The 16,359-nt window shown below is 66.3% G+C and carries 16 protein-coding genes; 11 read left to right on the top strand and 5 right to left on the bottom strand.

Annotated elements, in window-relative coordinates:
• Positions 1-7: 7 nt before the first annotated feature.
• From exbB to N7573_RS05840, 7 genes are all read left to right on the top strand, one after another.
• Positions 8-769: a TonB-system energizer ExbB gene (exbB, locus tag N7573_RS05870; RefSeq protein ID WP_004132614.1), complete on the top strand. Its 762-nt coding sequence runs from the start codon at positions 8-10 to the stop codon at positions 767-769.
• A 62-nt stretch (positions 770-831) separates the two neighbouring features.
• The gene (locus tag N7573_RS05865) at positions 832-1,257 is read left to right on the top strand and encodes a biopolymer transporter ExbD (protein WP_005411739.1); all 426 of its coding nucleotides are present in this window, start codon (positions 832-834) and stop codon (positions 1,255-1,257) included.
• A 3-nt stretch (positions 1,258-1,260) separates the two neighbouring features.
• On the top strand, positions 1,261-1,674 hold the full coding sequence (locus tag N7573_RS05860; RefSeq protein ID WP_005411740.1) for a biopolymer transporter ExbD: 414 nt from the start codon (positions 1,261-1,263) through the stop codon (positions 1,672-1,674).
• Between the two features lie 101 nt (positions 1,675-1,775).
• Positions 1,776-3,236, top strand: coding sequence for a cardiolipin synthase (cls, locus tag N7573_RS05855; RefSeq protein WP_032129285.1), 1,461 nt, complete (start codon positions 1,776-1,778; stop codon positions 3,234-3,236).
• A gap of 40 nt (positions 3,237-3,276) precedes the next feature.
• Positions 3,277-3,546 (top strand): hypothetical protein, encoded by a 270-nt coding sequence (locus tag N7573_RS05850; protein WP_032129280.1) that lies wholly within the window; start codon positions 3,277-3,279, stop codon positions 3,544-3,546.
• 9 nt (positions 3,547-3,555) lie between these two features.
• On the top strand, positions 3,556-4,299 hold the full coding sequence (locus tag N7573_RS05845) for a pyridoxine 5'-phosphate synthase (protein WP_279912603.1): 744 nt from the start codon (positions 3,556-3,558) through the stop codon (positions 4,297-4,299).
• Positions 4,300-4,400: 101 nt separating this feature from the next.
• A complete protein-coding gene (locus N7573_RS05840) occupies positions 4,401-5,492 on the top strand; it encodes a PA0069 family radical SAM protein (protein WP_279943102.1) in 1,092 nt (363 codons plus the stop codon).
• A 54-nt stretch (positions 5,493-5,546) separates the two neighbouring features.
• Here the strand turns inward: N7573_RS05840 and N7573_RS05835 are convergent, their stop codons facing one another.
• The 3 genes from N7573_RS05835 to N7573_RS05825 all read right to left on the bottom strand — a co-directional run bounded on the left by N7573_RS05835 (position 5,547) and on the right by N7573_RS05825 (position 9,002).
• Positions 5,547-6,254: a 2OG-Fe(II) oxygenase gene (locus tag N7573_RS05835; protein ID WP_065724008.1), complete on the bottom strand. Its 708-nt coding sequence runs from the start codon at positions 6,252-6,254 to the stop codon at positions 5,547-5,549.
• Positions 6,255-6,362: 108 nt separating this feature from the next.
• The gene (locus tag N7573_RS05830; RefSeq protein ID WP_014035428.1) at positions 6,363-7,379 is read right to left on the bottom strand and encodes a class 1 fructose-bisphosphatase; all 1,017 of its coding nucleotides are present in this window, start codon (positions 7,377-7,379) and stop codon (positions 6,363-6,365) included.
• 420 nt (positions 7,380-7,799) lie between these two features.
• Complete coding sequence (locus N7573_RS05825; RefSeq protein ID WP_279913868.1) at positions 7,800-9,002, bottom strand: aspartate/tyrosine/aromatic aminotransferase; 1,203 nt, start codon at positions 9,000-9,002, stop codon at positions 7,800-7,802.
• Positions 9,003-9,173: 171 nt separating this feature from the next.
• Here N7573_RS05825 and N7573_RS05820 point away from each other — a divergent pair, with 171 nt between their 5' ends.
• Positions 9,174-11,264, top strand: a complete 2,091-nt coding sequence (locus N7573_RS05820) for a TonB-dependent receptor (RefSeq protein ID WP_279943101.1) — start codon at positions 9,174-9,176, stop codon at positions 11,262-11,264.
• Between the two features lie 153 nt (positions 11,265-11,417).
• On the opposite strand, the gene N7573_RS05815 is transcribed toward N7573_RS05820, so the two are convergent.
• Positions 11,418-11,762 (bottom strand): hypothetical protein, encoded by a 345-nt coding sequence (locus tag N7573_RS05815; RefSeq protein WP_032129273.1) that lies wholly within the window; start codon positions 11,760-11,762, stop codon positions 11,418-11,420.
• A gap of 146 nt (positions 11,763-11,908) precedes the next feature.
• Between N7573_RS05815 and N7573_RS05810 the strand changes: the two genes are divergently transcribed.
• The 3 genes from N7573_RS05810 (at position 11,909) to ligD (ending at position 15,875) form a co-directional block, all read left to right on the top strand.
• The gene (locus tag N7573_RS05810) at positions 11,909-12,307 is read left to right on the top strand and encodes a hypothetical protein (protein ID WP_032129272.1); all 399 of its coding nucleotides are present in this window, start codon (positions 11,909-11,911) and stop codon (positions 12,305-12,307) included.
• A gap of 157 nt (positions 12,308-12,464) precedes the next feature.
• Complete coding sequence (locus tag N7573_RS05805; protein WP_062606457.1) at positions 12,465-13,385, top strand: Ku protein; 921 nt, start codon at positions 12,465-12,467, stop codon at positions 13,383-13,385.
• Between the two features lie 3 nt (positions 13,386-13,388).
• Positions 13,389-15,875 carry a DNA ligase D gene (gene ligD / locus N7573_RS05800; protein ID WP_279913903.1) on the top strand — a complete coding sequence of 829 codons (2,487 nt, stop codon included), beginning with the start codon at positions 13,389-13,391 and terminating at the stop codon, positions 15,873-15,875.
• A 71-nt stretch (positions 15,876-15,946) separates the two neighbouring features.
• On the opposite strand, the gene N7573_RS05795 is transcribed toward ligD, so the two are convergent.
• On the bottom strand, positions 15,947-16,339 hold the full coding sequence (locus N7573_RS05795; RefSeq protein WP_032129269.1) for a hypothetical protein: 393 nt from the start codon (positions 16,337-16,339) through the stop codon (positions 15,947-15,949).
• Positions 16,340-16,359: the final 20 nt, after the last annotated feature.

Genomic DNA, 16,359 nt, shown 5'->3' with positions numbered 1-16,359 from the left:
AAGCGTCATGCTGCAGGAAATTTTCATCGCCGCTGCTGCCGGGGGCAATCCGTCCAACGCCCTGTCGCAGATGGGCTTCGAGCACCTGATCCACGAAATGACCACCAAGCCGGGTGATTTCGCGGTTTCCTGGGTCGTGCTGCTGACCCTGGTCGTCATGTCGGCCATGTCCTGGTACTGGACCGTCATCAACATCTTCCGCGCCACCCGCCTGAAGAGCGCCGCTGATCGCGTCGTCAGCCTGTTCTGGGATACCCCGAACGCGCAGGACGCCATCCGTGCGATGGAAGAACAGCCGGCTTCCGAGCCGTTCTCCAAGATCGCCCTGGACGCTGCCCAGGCGGCTGCCCACCACCAGCGCGCTGAAGGCGGCGCCACCGGCGGCGTGGGTGAGAACCTGAGCCGTTCGGAGTTCGTCGACCGCGCTCTGCGTCAGGCCGTGACCCGCGAAAGCAACAAGCTGCAGTCGGGCATGACCCTGCTGGCCACCGTCGGCGCGACCGCTCCGTTCGTCGGTCTGCTGGGTACCGTGTGGGGCATCTACGGCGCGCTGATCAAGATCGGTGCCACCGGCTCCGCTTCGATCGACGCCGTTGCAGGCCCGGTGGGTGAAGCGCTGATCATGACCGCGATCGGTCTGTTCGTCGCGATCCCGGCCGTGTTCGCCTTCAACTTCTTCAGCAAGATCAACAGCGCGACCATCAGCAAGTTCGATACCTTCGCGCACGACCTGCACGACTTCTTCGCCACCGGCTCGCGCGTCCGCTAATTGCGGCGCGCGTCACCCAGCGACGAACGTAAGTAGTCACCAAGATCTAGACGGAGCCCGTTATGGCTTTCAGTAGTGGTAACAGCGGCGGCCCCATGGCCGACATCAACGTTACGCCCCTCGTGGACGTGATGCTGGTGCTGCTGATCATCTTCATCATCACGGCGCCCCTGATGTCCCACAAGGTCAAGGTGGATCTGCCGGAAGCCAACCTGATCCAGAAGCCGGAAGATGCTGAAAAGCGTTCCGGACCGATCACCCTGGCAGTCAAGGAAGACGGCTCGATCTACTGGAACGACGAAGAAATCAACAAGCAGACTCTCGAGTCGCGCTTGGCGACCGCCGCCCAGCAGACCCCGCAGCCGCCGCTGAACCTGCGTGGTGACCGCACCACCAAGATGCGCGTCATCAACGACCTGACCAAGGTCGCGCAGGAGCAGGGCATGCTGGACGTCGGCTTCGTCGCGACCAAAGAAAAGGGGCAATAAGCCATGGCATTCAGTAGTGGTGGTGGCAAGGGCCCCATGGCAGACATCAACGTCACGCCCCTCGTGGACGTGATGCTGGTTCTGCTGATCATCTTCATCGTGACCGCGCCGATCATGACGTACCCGATCGCCGTGGACCTGCCGCAGCGCGTGCTCAACCCACCGCCGCAGCTGGTCGAACCGCCGCCGCCGATCGAACTCAAGATCGACGCCAGCAACCAGGTCTCGTGGAACAACAGCCCGATCAATACCAGCGAGCTGCAGCAGCGGATGGAGCAGGAGGTCCAGCGTGACCCGACCAACCAGCCGGAACTGCGCATCGACGCCAGCCCGGATTCCGAGTACGACGTGATGGCCAAGGTTCTGGCCGCCGCGAAGAATGCTCAGATGAAGAAGATCGGTTTTGTGCAGCAGTAAACGCTACACCGCAACACAACAGTCATGACGCGACTGCAGACGCCCCTGGAAACAGGGGCGTCTTTTTTATGCCTGACGGTCTGGACCGTTATGATCGGCGGATGCTCGCCCTCTTCGACTCCCTGCGCCATTGGCTCGACGGCATCGCCCACCTTGGTACGATCCTGGCGGTCGCCTATCTGCTGTACCTGTTCGCGCTGGCGGGCTGGATCATGCTGCAGAAGCGCGAGCCGGTGGCCACGCTGAGCTGGATCCTGTCGCTGGCGCTGCTGCCCTACCTGGGTCTCTTCATCTACTACCTGCTGGGCCCGCAGAAGGTGAAGCGGCAGCGCCTGCGCCGTGGCCGTGCCCGCTCGGGGATGGAGCACTACAGCGATGTCTGCCCACCCGACGCCGACTGCACCGAGCTGGCCAAGGTCGCACAGGCCACGACCGGGCTCGCGCCGAGCAGCGCCACCGAAGTCACCTGGCTGGTGGATGGCGCGGCAACCTACGCGGCCCTGCTGGACGCCATCGCGCAGGCCCGCGATCACGTGCACCTGGAGTACTACATCTTCAACCCGGACCATGCCGGCACCGCGCTGCGCGACGCCCTGGTCGAGCGCGCCCGCGCGGGTGTGCAGGTGCGCCTGCTGCTCGACGCGGTGGGTTCGTCGGCCCTGCCCCGCCGCTTCCTGCAGCCGCTGCTCGACGCCGGTGGCGAAGCGATCTGGTTCCACCCACGGCAGCTGCTGAAGCCATTCAAGCGCCCGTGGTTGAACCTGCGTACCCACCGCAAGCTGGTGATCGTCGACGGCCGCCTCGCCTTCACCGGCGGCATCAACATCACCGACGACGAGGATGAAAGCCGCAGGGCGGATGCCTACCGCGACCTGCACATGCGCATCCGCGGCCACGTGGTGCGCAGCCTGCAGCTGGTGTTCGCCGAGGACTGGCTCTACGCCAGTGGACAGGATCCCTCGCGCATGGACATCGCGCGTCTGTGGCCAGCTGACATGCCGCTGCGCGGCGATGGTGCGATCAACGCCCAGGTGCTGGTCTCCGGCCCGGACTCGGGCTGGGAAACGATCCATCGCCTGCATGTGGCGGCGATCCAGGAAGCGCACGAGCGCGTCTGGCTGGTCACGCCCTACTTCGTGCCGGGCGAAGCGGCGCGGATGGCACTGACCTCGGCCGCGCTGGGCGGGCTGGACGTGCGCCTGCTGGTGCCGAAGATGAGCGATTCCTGGTTCGTCACCCAGGCCGCCCGCTCCTACTTCGACGAGCTGCTGCATGCCGGGGTGAAGATCTACGAGTACGGCCCACGCATGCTGCATACCAAGGCCTTCATCGCCGATGACGACGTCTGCATCGTCGGCAGTGCCAACTTCGATCACCGCAGCTTCCGGCTGAACTTCGAGCTGTCGATGATGATCAGCGACCGTGACCGGGTGGCTGCGCTGGCCGAACTGCTGCAGGGCGAATTCGACCGTTCCACGCGGGTGCACGACCAGGCCGGTCGTTCGCTGTGGCTGCACCGCCTGCCCGAGGCCTTCGCCCGGCTGGCCTCGCCGCTGCTCTGACGCAGCGCTACACTGCGCCGATCATCCGGGGAGCCCGACTATGTACTGGTTGTACCTGCTGCTGGCGCTGGGCTGTTTCGCCTTCGCGCTGAAGACCCCCAGCCCCGGGCTGATGACCCTGTGCCTGCTGGCCGCCCTCGCCTTCCTGCTGGCCTGGGTACGCGGCCGCTATGTGGCCCGTTTCGGTGATCCACAGCGCGATCCGTCCACACTGGTCGATGCCGAAGAACTGCGCCGCCTGCGCGAACAGGCCCAGGCCCGCCGCGGTGACGACCCCAACGATCACGATCCATCCCCTCTTTCCAAGTAGTTTCGTTCCATGACCCAGCTCAGCGTCAACGTCAACAAGATCGCCGTCCTGCGCAATTCGCGCGGCGGTGCCGAACCGGACGTGGTACGCGCCGCCCAGGCCTGCCTGGATGCCGGTGCACATGGCATCACCGTGCACCCGCGGCCGGACCGCCGCCATATCACCGCCGAGGACGTGCTGGCGCTGTCCACGCTGACCCGCGCGCGTGGCGTGGAATTCAACATCGAAGGCAACCCGTTCGCACCGCCGCGCGAGGGCTACCCAGGCCTGCTGCCGCTGTGCGCGCAGACCCGCCCGGCGCAGGCGACGCTGGTGCCGGATGGCGATGGACAGATCACCTCCGACCATGGCTTCGACTTCGAGCGGGATGCCGAGCGGCTGCGACCACTGGTCGCCGAACTGAAGGCGATGGGCTGCCGGGTCAGCCTGTTCGTCGATGCTGGCAACCCACTGCTGGAGCAGGCGGCCGAAGTCGGTGCAGATCGTGTCGAGCTGTATACCGGCCCCTACGCCGAAGCACACGCGGCCGGCGACGCTGCGGCGATGCTGGAACTGTTCGCCACTGCGGCGCGGCGGGCGCAGGCGGTGGGCCTGGGCGTCAACGCCGGGCACGACCTGTCGCAGGACAACCTGCGCGATTTCCTGGCCCACGTGCCGGACGTGCTGGAGGTGTCGATCGGCCACGCGCTGATCGGTGAGGCGCTGTACGACGGCCTGGATGCCACCGTGCACGGGTACCTGGCGTTGCTCTGACCGCTCTCCTGTAGCGTTGAGCCATGCTCGACGCAGCACCGCGCTGAACCCTTCAGGCAGCCGTCGCAGCCATTGAGACGGCTGCGGCGTAACCTGCCGCAATGGGTATCGCGATCAAGGGCCGAGGTTCCACGTCCCACCTTGCCGGGCGCTTTGAAAGCACCGTCAGCGAGGCGGTGGACGACGGCTGGGCGGTCGATGAGAGCGAGGAATTCCTCGCCCCACGTCTGCGCACTGAAGTACGTGCCGAGACCGCACGCAGCATCATCAGCCGCAACACCTCACCGGACGTCGGCTTCAGCCAATCGGTGAATCCGTACCGCGGTTGTGAGCATGGCTGCTCCTACTGCTTCGCGCGCCCCTCGCACGCCTATCTGAACCTGTCGCCAGGCCTGGACTTCGAGACCAAGCTGTTCGCCAAGTCCAATGCGCCGCAGCTGCTGCGCAAGGAGTTGTCGAAGCCGGGCTACGTGCCGCAACCGATCGCGCTGGGCATCAACACCGATGCGTACCAGCCGATCGAACGCAAGTTCAAGCTCACCCGCCAGCTGATCGAAGTGATGCTGGAAACCAAGCATCCGTTCTCGCTGATCACCAAGAACGCACTGGTCGAACGTGACATCGATCTGCTCGCACCGCTGGCGGCGGAGAACCTGGTCAGCGTGCATTTCTCGGTGACCTCGCTGGACCCGCATCTCTCCGCGAAGCTGGAGCCACGCGCGTCGGCGCCGCATGCACGGCTGCGTGCGATGAAGCGCCTGCATGAAGCGGGCATTCCGGTGGGTGTGATGGTGGCGCCGGTGATTCCGTGGATCAACGACAGCGAGCTGGAAGCGGTGCTGGAGGCTGCACACGATGCCGGTGCCAGCACCGCCGGTTATGTGCTGCTGCGCCTGCCGCTGGAAGTGGCACCGCTGTTCCGCGAGTGGCTGGACACCCATCATCCAGATCGCGCCGCACATGTGATGAGTACCATCCAGCAGCTGCGCGGCGGCAAGGACTACGACAGCCAGTTCGGCACGCGCATGCGGGGCCAAGGCGTGTATGCCGATCTGTTGAACAACCGCTTCAAGCTGGCGCGCAAACGTCTGGGCTTCAATGCGCAGAACAGCCATTGGCCGAAGCTGGATTGCAGCCGGTTCCAGAAGCCGCTGCCGCCGAAGAAGGATTCGCCGCAGGGGTCGTTGTTCTGAGTAGAGTCGAGCTTGCTCGACTGGAGACGGAAAAGCAGTCGAGCAAGCTCGACTCTACCCTCCAAACAACTTCTGCGCACTCTGGAACAGGATCCAGCTGGTCGCGATGAACTTGTCCCCACCCTGCGGCCGGTTGCCACGATGCGTGTGGGTGAACGCAGTCGGCGCAATCAGCAGGCTGCCGGTGCGCGGCGCGATCTTTCGCCCTTGGAACAGGAACTCGGTTTCGCCCTCTTCGAAGTCGTCGTTGAGGTACAGCGTCCACAGCACGTGCCGGTGCAGGGTCTCGGCCTGCGCATCCTTCGGGTACAGCTCGCAATGCCAGTACGGGTAGCCGCCCTCGCCTGCCGCATACCACTGCAGGTTGATCGCACCCGGGCGCAGGCAGGTGCGGGCCAGATCGGCCAGCTGCTGCTGCGGCATGTCGGGGAAGTCCTCGGCAGACAGGCGTCGCGGTTGGCCGTTGCTGTCCTGGATCTGCAACATCAGCGGCGCAATCAACGCCTGTGGATAACGGCGTAGATAAGTCAGCAGGCCGTTGAACACCGCGATCTGCAGCTGCTGATCGACATCCTGCCAGCCGTCCAGGCCACTGATGCGCAGATCCTTGCTGTGCTTGAGTTCCGGGAACACGCCACTGCCCACCGCACCGGGCTGCAGGCCACGCGTAGCGCGCAGGCGCTCAACGATGGCCGCGCAGACCTCGCTGGGGACGGCGTTGTGGATGACTTCGATGAAATCGACCGGGCCCTGCTCGTGCATGCGTGCATTCCTTAGGCGGCAACGGCTTGATGGTGCCGTTTGCCGCCCTCGGTGTCACCCCACGGTCATGTCATCGAACTGCCATGACCGCTGTCAGGCGATAGGCCGTCAGCCCTGCGCGTCGTCGTGTGCGTGGTGGTAGCGCACGGCTTCAGCCACTTCCTCGCGCGAACCCAGGAACACCGGCACGCGCTGGTGCAGCTGGTCGGGCTGGATGTCGAGGATGCGCTCGCGGCCGGTCCAGGCAGCGCCACCGGCCTGTTCGACCAGCAGGCCCATCGGGTTGGCTTCGTACATCAGGCGCAGCTTGCCGGCCTTGGACGGATCCTTCTTGTCCCACGGGTAGATGAAGATGCCGCCGCGGGTCAGGATGCGATGCACGTCGGCGACCATGCTGGCGATCCAGCGCATGTTGAAGTTCTTGCCGCGCGCGCCTTCCTTGCCCGCCAGCAGATCACCAACATAGGCCTGCATCGGCGCTTCCCAGTGACGCTGGTTGGACATGTTGATGGCGAATTCCTGGGTGGCCGCCGGAATCTGCATGTTCTCGGTGGTCAGCACGAACTCGCCCTTCTCGCGGTCCAGGGTGAAGGCATGGGTACCGTGGCCGACGGTCAGCACCAGCTGGGTGCTGGGCCCGTAGATGCAGTAGCCGGCGGCGATCTGCTTGCTGCCCGGCTGCAGGAAGGCATCATCGCCCGGTAGTTCGACGTTGGTCGGGCAGCGCAGCACCGAGAAGATGGTGCCGACGGAGACGTTGACGTCGATGTTGGAGCTGCCATCGAGGGGATCGAACAGCAGCAGGAAATCACCGCGCGGATAAATGTCCGGCACCGGCTGGCTGTGGTCCATTTCTTCCGAGGCGCAGGCGGCGAGATGGCCGCCCCAGGCGTTGGCTTCGAGCAGGATCTCGTTGCTGATCACATCCAGCTTCTTCTGCGCTTCGCCCTGCACGTTGCCGGTACCGGCGTCGCCGAGCACGCCACCGAGGGCGCCCTTGCTGACGGCGATGGAGATGCTGGTGCAGGCGCGGGCGACGACCGCGATCAGCTGGCGCAGGTCGGCATTGATGCGGCCGGCGTGCTGTTCCTGGATCAGGAAGCGGGTCAACGAAGTACGGGACATGAGCGGGCAGGTCTCGGCAGCGGGAAAACGCCTATTGTCGCCCGTATGGCGGGGCCGTGCGTGAGCGAGGGAAGGCGTAATCGTTTCCAGATGCGTTGCGCTGTCGGCGCACTCCTTCATGGAGGCGCAGGGCGAGGCACACCGTGACCAGGACACGCCGTAAACCCCCCCTCCGGGGTCCGGCCCAGCCCCTGGCGGCAGGGCGTTCGGGCGCTTGCGAAGCAGTGCTTCGCAGGCAAAGCGCCCTCACCCATGGGGGCTCGATCGGCGCATCCATGCGCCTCACGGTCCTGGCCACGGTGTGCCTCGCCCTGCGCTTCAGGGTTCGCCGCGAGCGCGGAGAGTGTGGCAAAGGCAAAGCAGGAGCAAAAACAAAGGCGCCCTTCGGCGCCTTTGTTCTCAAACCAGTGCAGTGTTGCTTCAGGCCTTGGCGACGGTGGCCACGGCCTTGGCGACGTACTCCAGGTTGTTCTGGCTCAGCGCGGCCACGCAGATGCGGCCGGTGCCGACGGCGTAGATGCCGAACTCGTCGCGCAGACGCTCGACCTGCTCACGGCTCAGGCCGGAGTAGGAGAACATGCCGGCCTGCTCGTTGATGAAACCGAACTGCGGCGCGCCAGCGGCAGCCAGCTTCTCGACCAGGCCCTGGCGCAGGGCGTGGATGCGCTCGCGCATCTCGGTCAGCTCCTGCTCCCACATCGCACGCAGTTCCGGGTTGGTCAGCACGCCGGCCACCAGCGCGGCACCGTGGGTGGACGGGCTGGAATAGATGGTGCGGATCACGCGCTTGACCTGCGACTGCACCGCCTTGGCGTCAGCGGCAGTCGGTGCCACCATCGACAGCGCACCCACGCGCTCGCCGTACAGCGAGAACGACTTGGAGTACGAGTTGGCGACGATGAAGCTGTCGATGCCGGCTTCGGCGATGATGCGCACGGCGGCGCCGTCCTGCTCGATGCCCTTGTCGAAGCCCTGGTAGGCCATGTCGATGAAGGGGAACAGCTGCTTGTCCTTCAGCAGCTGCGCGACCTGCTTCCACTGGGTGACCGTGAGGTCGGCACCGGTGGGGTTGTGGCAGCAGGCATGCAGCAGCACCACGGTGCCGGTGTCCAGCTTGCCCAGGTCGGCCAGCATGCCGTCGAAATCGACGCCATGGGTGCTCGGGTCGAAGTAGGTGTAATCCAGCACGTCGAAACCAGCGGCGCTGAACACCGCACGGTGGTTTTCCCAGCTCGGGTTGCTCAGTGCAACGGTGGCGTGCGGCAGCAGCTTCTTCAGCACATCGGCGCCGACACGCAGCGCACCGCTGCCACCGACCGTCTGTGCGGTGGTGACGCGGCCGGCGGCCAGCAGCGGCGAGTCCTTGCCGAACACCAGCTCACGCGTCGCCTGCGTGTACGCCGGCAGGCCATCGATCGGCAGGTAGCCGCGCGGTTTGGCCTCGTTGGCGAGCTGCTGCTCGATCTGCTTGACGGCGCGCAGCAGCGGAATGCGGCCGCTCTCGTCGTAGTAGATGCCCACACCCAGGTTGACCTTGGTCGGGCGGCTGTCGGCGTTGTACGCCTCGGTCAGGCCCAGGATCGGGTCGCCTGGGACCAGTTCCACGTTTGCAAAGAAGGACACGGCGGTACTCGTTCGGTAGACGGAAAGGGGGAGGAATTGCGCCACGCGGTCTGCGGCTTTTCGGCCGGAAACAGCCCATCGTAACAAAGCCTGCCGGGGCTGGCCGCCGCCATCGTCATCCGCAGCCCCGTACCATGGCGTGCGTTGCCGCCCGATCCATCAACCTGAATCATGAATCCCGCCGCACGACGCCACTGCCTGCCGTTGTCCGCCCTGCTGCTGTCGCCACTGGCGGCCATGGCCGAGCCTGCGCCCACCGCCCTGCCTGCCGTGCAGGTGCAGGCGGCGCGGGTGCCGGGCATCGACCCGTTCGCGTTGCCGGCCAGCCAGGACACGGTCTGGATCGACGCCGGCCGGGCCGGAAACAGCGTGCAGTTGTCCGAGGCACTGGCCGGGGTGCCGGGACTGCTGGCGCGCGATCGGCAGAACTTCGCCCAGGACACGCAGCTGTCGATTCGTGGCTTCGGCGCGCGCTCGACCTTCGGTGTGCGCGGGGTGCGGGTGTTGATCGACGGGGTGCCGGCGACCATGCCCGATGGCCAGGGCCAGCTGTCGCACGCCAGCTTGTTGGGCGCCGAACGCATCGAGGTGCTGCGCGGGCCGTTCTCGGCGCTGTACGGCAATTCCTCCGGCGGCGTGCTGCAGGTCTGGAGCGCGCAGGGCCAGGCCGGCGACCCGTGGCGGCTGCGCGTGAACGCCGGCGCCGACAGCACGCTCAGTGTCGGCGCGCAACTGAAGGGTGCCGGCCAAGCGCTGGACTACAACATCGCCGCCAATCACTTCCGCACCGATGGCTGGCGCGAACACAGCCGCGCGCGCCGCGAATCGCTCAATGCGCGTATCGGCGGCGATCTGGGCGGTGGACGGCTCGAGCTGCTGCTCAACGCGCTCGATGCCCCCGATGCGCAGGATCCGCTGGGCCTGAGCCGTTCCCAGGTGGCGGCCGATCCGCGCCAGGCCACGGCGGTGGCTCACCAGTACAACACCCGCAAATCGGTGCGCCAGCAGCAGGCTGGGTTGCGTTGGACCCGGGAAACCGACACCCAGCGCTGGCAGTTGATGGGCTATGCCGGGCAGCGTGAGGTCACCCAGTACCTGCCGATTCCGCCGACCGCACAGGCCAACCCGTTGCATGCGGGCGGCGTGATCGATCTGGACGCGGGCTACGGCGGACTGGACGCGCGCTGGGGCTGGCACGGCGACCTCGCCGGCCGACCGCTGGATCTTGTGGCCGGGCTCAGCGCCGACCGCCAGCGCCAGCATCGCACCGGCTACGAGAACTTCATCGGCAGCACCCTGGGCGTGCGTGGGCGCCTGCGTCGTGACCAGATCGACGTCGTGCAGAACGTGGACCAGTTCGCCCAGGCCTGGTGGCAGTGGAGCCCGCGCTGGTCGTTGCTGGCCGGGCTGCGCCACAGCGCCGTGCGATTCGAATCGAATGACCGCTACATCACCGGGCGCAATCCGGACGACAGCGGCCACCGTCGCTATCAGGCAACCACGCCGGTGGCAGGTGTCAGCTTCGAGGCAAGCCCGCAGTGGCGGCTGCACGCCGCCGTGGGCCGGGGCTTCGAGACGCCTACCTTCAATGAGCTGGGGTATCGCGCCGACGGCCACGCGGGATTGGCACTGGATCTGGCGGCCGCGCGCAGCCGCAATCTGGAGATAGGCAGCAAATGGCACGCACAGGACGGAACCCAGCTTGATATCAGCCTGTTCCGCGCAGATACCGACGATGAGCTGGCAGTTGCGAGCAACTCTGGTGGGCGCAGCACCTATCGCAACATCGGCCGCACCCGCCGCCAGGGTGTGGAACTGCAGTACCGACAGCCGCTGGCCGAGCAGCTGGAACTGCAGCTGGCATGGACATGGCTGCAGGCGCAGGTGCGCTCGCCGTACCTGACCTCGAACAGCGTGGTCGCCGCGGGCAGCCGCCTGCCCGGTGTGCCGCAGCAGCAGGCCTTCGCCAGGCTGCAGTGGACCCCCGCCGACTGGCAATGGGCGCTGGAGGCGTCCGCCAGTAGCGATACCGTGGTCAACGACGTGGCGACCGAACGTGCGCCCGGTTTCGCCCTGCTGCATCTGGAAGGCGGGCGTCGCTGGAACCTGCCGGGTGGCGAGCTGCGGGTCTTCGCACGGTTGGAGAACGTGCTGGACCAGGCCTACATCGGCTCGGTGATCGTCAATGACGGCAATGGCCGCTTCTACGAGCCGGGACCGGGACGGCGGGCCAACGTCGGCCTGCAGTGGTCGTGGCGTTGAAGTGGTAGTGCCGGCCGCTGGCCGGCATCGCGCCGTGCAGGACGTCAGGAGGTTGCCGGCCAGCGGCCGGCACTACCGGTCAGTCGGGGGCCCTGGCCGGCATCGCGCTGTGCAGGATGTCAGGAGGTTGCCGGCCAGCGGCCGGCACTACCGTCAGTCGGGGGCCTTGGCTGGTACGAACGGCGAGGTCGGGTCGCTGGCCGGGAAGGTCTCCTCCAGCGCCTCATCCTGGTTGTCGCTGGCGCGCTGCTTGCGCTCACGCCGCTTGAGCGGGCTTTCCTGGCCGCCACGATGGCGGTCGCCGCCGTCCTTGCGGTCCAGCGCGGCCTGTTCAGACTCGTGCTTCACCGGCAGATGCTCTCCGGCATGCTCGGCATCGAAGAACGGTGCACCGGTGCCGCGGTAGTCGGCATTGTCGGCATCGCGCTTGCCGCGCTGCTCGCCGGGAATGGGCGGGTGGTTTTCGCGCAGCGGGTCTCGTGAGGTCTCTCGGCTCATGGTCTGGTACCTGCACTCGGGGGCTCCCACTACACCGCCCTGCAGGTAAAGCCGCTGCGAACCTGGCGTCATGAACATCTCGCTCACCCCCCGGTAACGGGACCGCGCGTATTCCTGCCCACCCGCCCCCGCTGCAGGAGCCGGCCATGCCCCGTCTTGAACGACCCGCACCGTCCGTGTTCAACGCCCTGCTCGATCCGCTCGGCCAACGCACCGCGCAGCGCCGCACGCGTCGCCACGAGGACCCGCAGGCGGTGGCGCAGGACTACCTGCAGTACATGCTGAGCGATTACGAAGAGCGCCGTGGCCACAGCCACCGCAACTGGCGCGACCTCTGCCCGGTCTACGCCTTCGCGCTGACCACGCATGCCGCCGACTGGCCGCGCGGTGATGCCGCCGATACCTGCGAGGAACTGGCCGAGCATTGGGAGCAGATGCGCGGGCAGTCGCGGTTGAGCTGGTCGCAGGCGAGGCCGGTGGTGGAGGACGCCTGGCGCGCACTGGACCATATTCCGGCGGCGGCGGTGAGGCCGTTGCTGCAGTAGTGCCGGCCGCTGGCCGGCAACCCTAGGAAACTTCAGTCCGCGAGCCTCAGCCGGCCAGCGGCCGGCACCACCGTAAAACCCACGTGCACGGCATGGACACGGCTGGTTTACGCCCTCCGGCCCACGCTGGGCACCCTGCCCCGCCAAAGGTGCGCCCATGGCCCGCCCGATCTGGACCGGCACGTTGTCGTTTGGCCTGCTCAACGTGCCGGTGTCACTGATGTCCGGCGAACGCAAGGTCGATCTGCAGTTCCGCATGCTCGACTCCCGCGATCGCAAGCCGATCCGTTTCGAACGGGTCAACGCCGACACCGGTGAGGAAGTGCCCTGGAAGGACATCGTCAAAGCTTATGAGTACGACAAGGGCAGTTATGTCGTGCTGGAGGAAGGTGATATCCGTTCGGCGGCGCCGGAAAGCCACGAAGCGGTGGAGGTGGAATCGTTCGTGGATGCGGCGCAGATCGACCCACGCTACTACGAGAAACCGTACCTGCTGGTGCCCGGCAAGAAGGCCGAAAAGGGCTATGTGCTGCTGCGCGAAACGTTGCGCAGCACCGGCAAGGTGGGCATCGCGCGGGTGGTGGTGCGTACGCGCGAATACCTGTGCGCGGTGATGCCGCATGAGGACGCGCTGGTGCTGATGATCCTGCGCTATCCGCAGGAGCTGGTGGATCCCGAGGACTACAAGCTGCCCACCGGCAAACTGTCCGACTATCGCATCACCAGCAAGGAAACGGCGATGGCCGAGCAGTTGATCGAGTCGATGGCCGGCGACTGGGATCCGTCGCAGTACCACGATGAATTCCGCGAGCGCCTGCAGCAGGTGTTGAACAAGCGCATCAAGTCCAAGGGCGGCACCACGCGGGTGGACGATGAGCCGGCACCGCGCGAGGACGCCAGTACCAATGTGGTCGACTTCATGGCGCTGCTGCAGAAGAGCCTGGATGCGAACAAGCGAACGCCAGCGAAGAAGGCCGCAACGCGCAAAGCAGCCGCCAAGTCGCCAGTGAAGAAGGCCGTAAAGAAGACAACCAAGAAGGCTGCAAAGAAGACCGCACCCCGACGCAAGGCGGGGTGAGCCATGTCGTTGCACCAGTATCGGCGCAAACGCCGGCTTGGCGGTGGCGCCGGGCAGACAACGGAGCCCGACGACACGCCCGCACCGGGCGACCCGAAGCGGCGGCCGACCTTTGTCATCCAGCTGCACCATGCCAGCTCGCGTCACTATGACTTCCGCCTGGAAATGGACGGCGTACTGAAGAGCTGGGCTGTGCCCAAGGGGCCTTCCCTACGCGTCGGTGAAAAGCGGCTGGCCGTGGAAGTGGAAGACCATCCGCTGTCCTACGCCGGTTTCGAGGGAGACATTCCTGAAGGCCACTATGGTGCGGGCCACGTGGAAGTCTTCGATCACGGCACCTGGGCCTGTGAAGGCGATCCACTGCAGGCACTGGCGGCGGGCAAGATCGACTTCGTGCTGCATGGACAACGCCTGGCCGGTGGCTGGAAGCTGGTGCGGACCGCGATGAAAGGACGCCAGGTGCAGTGGCTGTTGATCAAGCGCGGTGACGGGGAAGCGCGCGACGCGGAGGCGGATGACCTGCTGACGGCACCGATGCCCAAACGAACACCTGCGGCGAAGAAGCGTTCCGCGGACAAGACGGCGCGAGCTGCACCCGTCGCACGCACGACCACACGCAAGGCCGATGTGCGCTGGCATGCACGCGCGCTGCAACTGCACGGCGCACGTGACGCACCCTACCCCCATGCATTCAAACCGCAGTTGACCGATCATCGCGACAGTGCGCCGGACGGCGACCGCTGGCTTCACGAAATCAAGTGGGATGGCTATCGCCTGCTGGCTGATCTGCACGATGGCGAGGTCAGGCTGCGCTCCCGCAATGGTCTGGATTGGACCGATGATTTTCCCGAAGTGGTGCAGGCCGTGCAGGCGCTGCCGGTGCGCGATGCACGCCTGGACGGCGAACTGGTGGTGCTGGACAAGGAAGGGCGCAGTGACTTCGCAGCGTTGCAGCGGGTGATCGACGGCAGTTCGAAGCAACCGCTGCGCTACATCGTGTTCGATCTTCCGGGCTTGGCTGGAGCGGATATCAGTCGTGCGCCGTTGCTGGAGCGCAAAGCACTCCTGAAAGAGCTCATTGGGCCGGCGCCTGGCACCCTGGCCTTCAGCGAGCACGTGATCGACCATGGCCCGCAGGTGTTCGTTGCCAGTGGCAAGGCCGGATTCGAAGGCATCGTCAGCAAGCAGGTGGATGCCCCGTACGTGAATACCCGCGCGCGCAGCTGGGGGAAGGTGAAGCACGAAGACACCGACGAGTTCCTGATCGTCGGCTACACGGCACCCAAGGGTTCACGGGTGGGGTTCGGCTCGCTGCTGCTGGCGACGCCGGACAAGGGCGGCTTGCGCTATGTGGGCCGCGTTGGCACCGGTTTCGACGACCAAAGCCTGCGCGCGCTGCTCAAGGCACTGCAGCCGTTGGCGGTGAAGACGCCCGTGCTGCAGCTGCCGGCGCATGTGCCGTTCCGCGCTGCCAGCGTACGCTGGGTGAAGCCGGTGGCGGTGGCGGAGGTGGCGTTCCGTGGCTGGGGCAAGGAAGGCCTGCTGCGCCAGGCCAGTTTCAAGCGGTTGCGCAGCGACAAGCAGAAGGAGGACCTGGGAATGAGCAGCGCAGATGCCGAAGCCGGAGGTGAGGTCCAGATCACCCATCCTGAGCGGGCGGTGTTTCCAAAGCAGAAACTGAGCAAGGGCGACGTGGCCGACTACTACCAGCGCATGGCGCGCTGGATCCTGCCCGAAATCGCCGGACGTCCGCTGTCATTGCTGCGCTGTCCGGATGGCGTCGGCAAGGCCTGCTTCTTCCAGAAGCATCATGGCCCCGGCCTGGGCGATGCGGTACATGCGGTGCCCCTCCTGCAGAAGAGCGGCCGCGAGGATTACGTCTACATCGACGATGCGCGGGGCCTGCTGCAACTGGTGCAGATGAACACGCTGGAGCTGCATCCCTGGGGTGCGACCGTGGCCGACCCGGAGCATCCGGACCGACTGGTGTTCGATCTCGACCCTGGTGACGGCGTCAGCTGGGCACAGGTGAAAGCCGGTGCGCGCGACGTGCGTGACTGCCTGCAGCAGGTGGGTCTGGAGAGCTTCGTACGCCTGTCTGGCGGCAAGGGCGTGCACGTGGTGGTGCCACTGCAGCCCAAGGCTGGCTGGGACGAAGCCAAGGCATTCTGCGAGGCGTTCGCACAGGCGATGGCGGAGCAGGCGCCGGACCGCTACGTGACGACGATGAGCAAGGCGAAGCGCAATGGCGTCATCTTCATCGACTGGCTGCGCAACACCCGAGGCGCCACCAGCGTGTGCTCGTGGTCGCTGCGTGCACGCGATTCTGGCGGCGTGGCGGTGCCGCTGCGCTGGGAAGAACTGGCGCGGGTGAGCGCGGCCGACGCGTTTCCGATGGCCAAGGCGCTGGCGCGTGCCAAGCGGCTGAAGGGTGACCCATGGCAGGGCATCGCGCGATTGAAGCAGACGCTGCCGTCGCTGAAGCGGTAGTGCCGGTCGCTGGCCGGCACCTGTAGCATGGGCGAGGTTGCCGGCCAGCGGCCGGCACTACCTGGATGCGCTCAGCGCGGATCGCGCGACGCGCGGCGGCCGAACCACCAGCCGGCCAGCAGCTGCAACGGCAGCGATGCCAGCAGCGAAATGACGAACCAGAGCGGGAAATCCGCGCCTGCGGTCCACATTGCGTAGGCGCAGCCGAGCGCGATCAACGACCAGATCGAAAAACCATGCGAACGCGGCCAGCACGGTGCGTAGTAGGTGGCGAAGGAAATGCCAGCGACGCCGCCGAGCACGCTGAAGGCCAGGTCCCACCCCAGCTGCACGCTGTTGTTGTCCGGCGACATGCCCACCAGCGGGGGCAGCCAGCTGGCGACGCTGCTGACCAGCGCAAGCGACAGCACGCCGCCGATCAGGGCGACGAGGGACAGGAACAGGGTCTTGAGCAGGCCGGGCATGCGCGCATTGTACGGCTGCC

It is taken from the genome of Stenotrophomonas sp. GD04054 (assembly GCF_029836955.1).
Classification (GTDB): domain Bacteria; phylum Pseudomonadota; class Gammaproteobacteria; order Xanthomonadales; family Xanthomonadaceae; genus Stenotrophomonas; species Stenotrophomonas maltophilia_A.
The sequence above is the reverse complement of the archived record's forward strand: the minus strand, read 5'-3'. Positions and strand labels throughout refer to the sequence as shown.

What these genes read in the sequence shown, in the direction of transcription:
- exbB (WP_004132614.1), top strand. Translation starts at nt 8, where the DNA reads ATGCTGCAGGAAATTTTCATCGCCGCTGCTGCCGGGGGCAATCCGTCC.
- N7573_RS05865 (WP_005411739.1), top strand. Translation starts at nt 832, where the DNA reads ATGGCTTTCAGTAGTGGTAACAGCGGCGGCCCCATGGCCGACATCAAC.
- N7573_RS05860 (WP_005411740.1), top strand. Translation starts at nt 1,261, where the DNA reads ATGGCATTCAGTAGTGGTGGTGGCAAGGGCCCCATGGCAGACATCAAC.
- cls (WP_032129285.1), top strand. Translation starts at nt 1,776, where the DNA reads ATGCTCGCCCTCTTCGACTCCCTGCGCCATTGGCTCGACGGCATCGCC.
- N7573_RS05850 (WP_032129280.1), top strand. Translation starts at nt 3,277, where the DNA reads ATGTACTGGTTGTACCTGCTGCTGGCGCTGGGCTGTTTCGCCTTCGCG.
- N7573_RS05845 (WP_279912603.1), top strand. Translation starts at nt 3,556, where the DNA reads ATGACCCAGCTCAGCGTCAACGTCAACAAGATCGCCGTCCTGCGCAAT.
- N7573_RS05840 (WP_279943102.1), top strand. Translation starts at nt 4,401, where the DNA reads ATGGGTATCGCGATCAAGGGCCGAGGTTCCACGTCCCACCTTGCCGGG.
- N7573_RS05835 (WP_065724008.1), bottom strand. Translation starts at nt 6,254, where the DNA reads ATGCACGAGCAGGGCCCGGTCGATTTCATCGAAGTCATCCACAACGCC.
- N7573_RS05830 (WP_014035428.1), bottom strand. Translation starts at nt 7,379, where the DNA reads ATGTCCCGTACTTCGTTGACCCGCTTCCTGATCCAGGAACAGCACGCC.
- N7573_RS05820 (WP_279943101.1), top strand. Translation starts at nt 9,174, where the DNA reads ATGAATCCCGCCGCACGACGCCACTGCCTGCCGTTGTCCGCCCTGCTG.
- N7573_RS05815 (WP_032129273.1), bottom strand. Translation starts at nt 11,762, where the DNA reads ATGAGCCGAGAGACCTCACGAGACCCGCTGCGCGAAAACCACCCGCCC.
- N7573_RS05810 (WP_032129272.1), top strand. Translation starts at nt 11,909, where the DNA reads ATGCCCCGTCTTGAACGACCCGCACCGTCCGTGTTCAACGCCCTGCTC.
- N7573_RS05805 (WP_062606457.1), top strand. Translation starts at nt 12,465, where the DNA reads ATGGCCCGCCCGATCTGGACCGGCACGTTGTCGTTTGGCCTGCTCAAC.
- ligD (WP_279913903.1), top strand. Translation starts at nt 13,389, where the DNA reads ATGTCGTTGCACCAGTATCGGCGCAAACGCCGGCTTGGCGGTGGCGCC.
- N7573_RS05795 (WP_032129269.1), bottom strand. Translation starts at nt 16,339, where the DNA reads ATGCCCGGCCTGCTCAAGACCCTGTTCCTGTCCCTCGTCGCCCTGATC.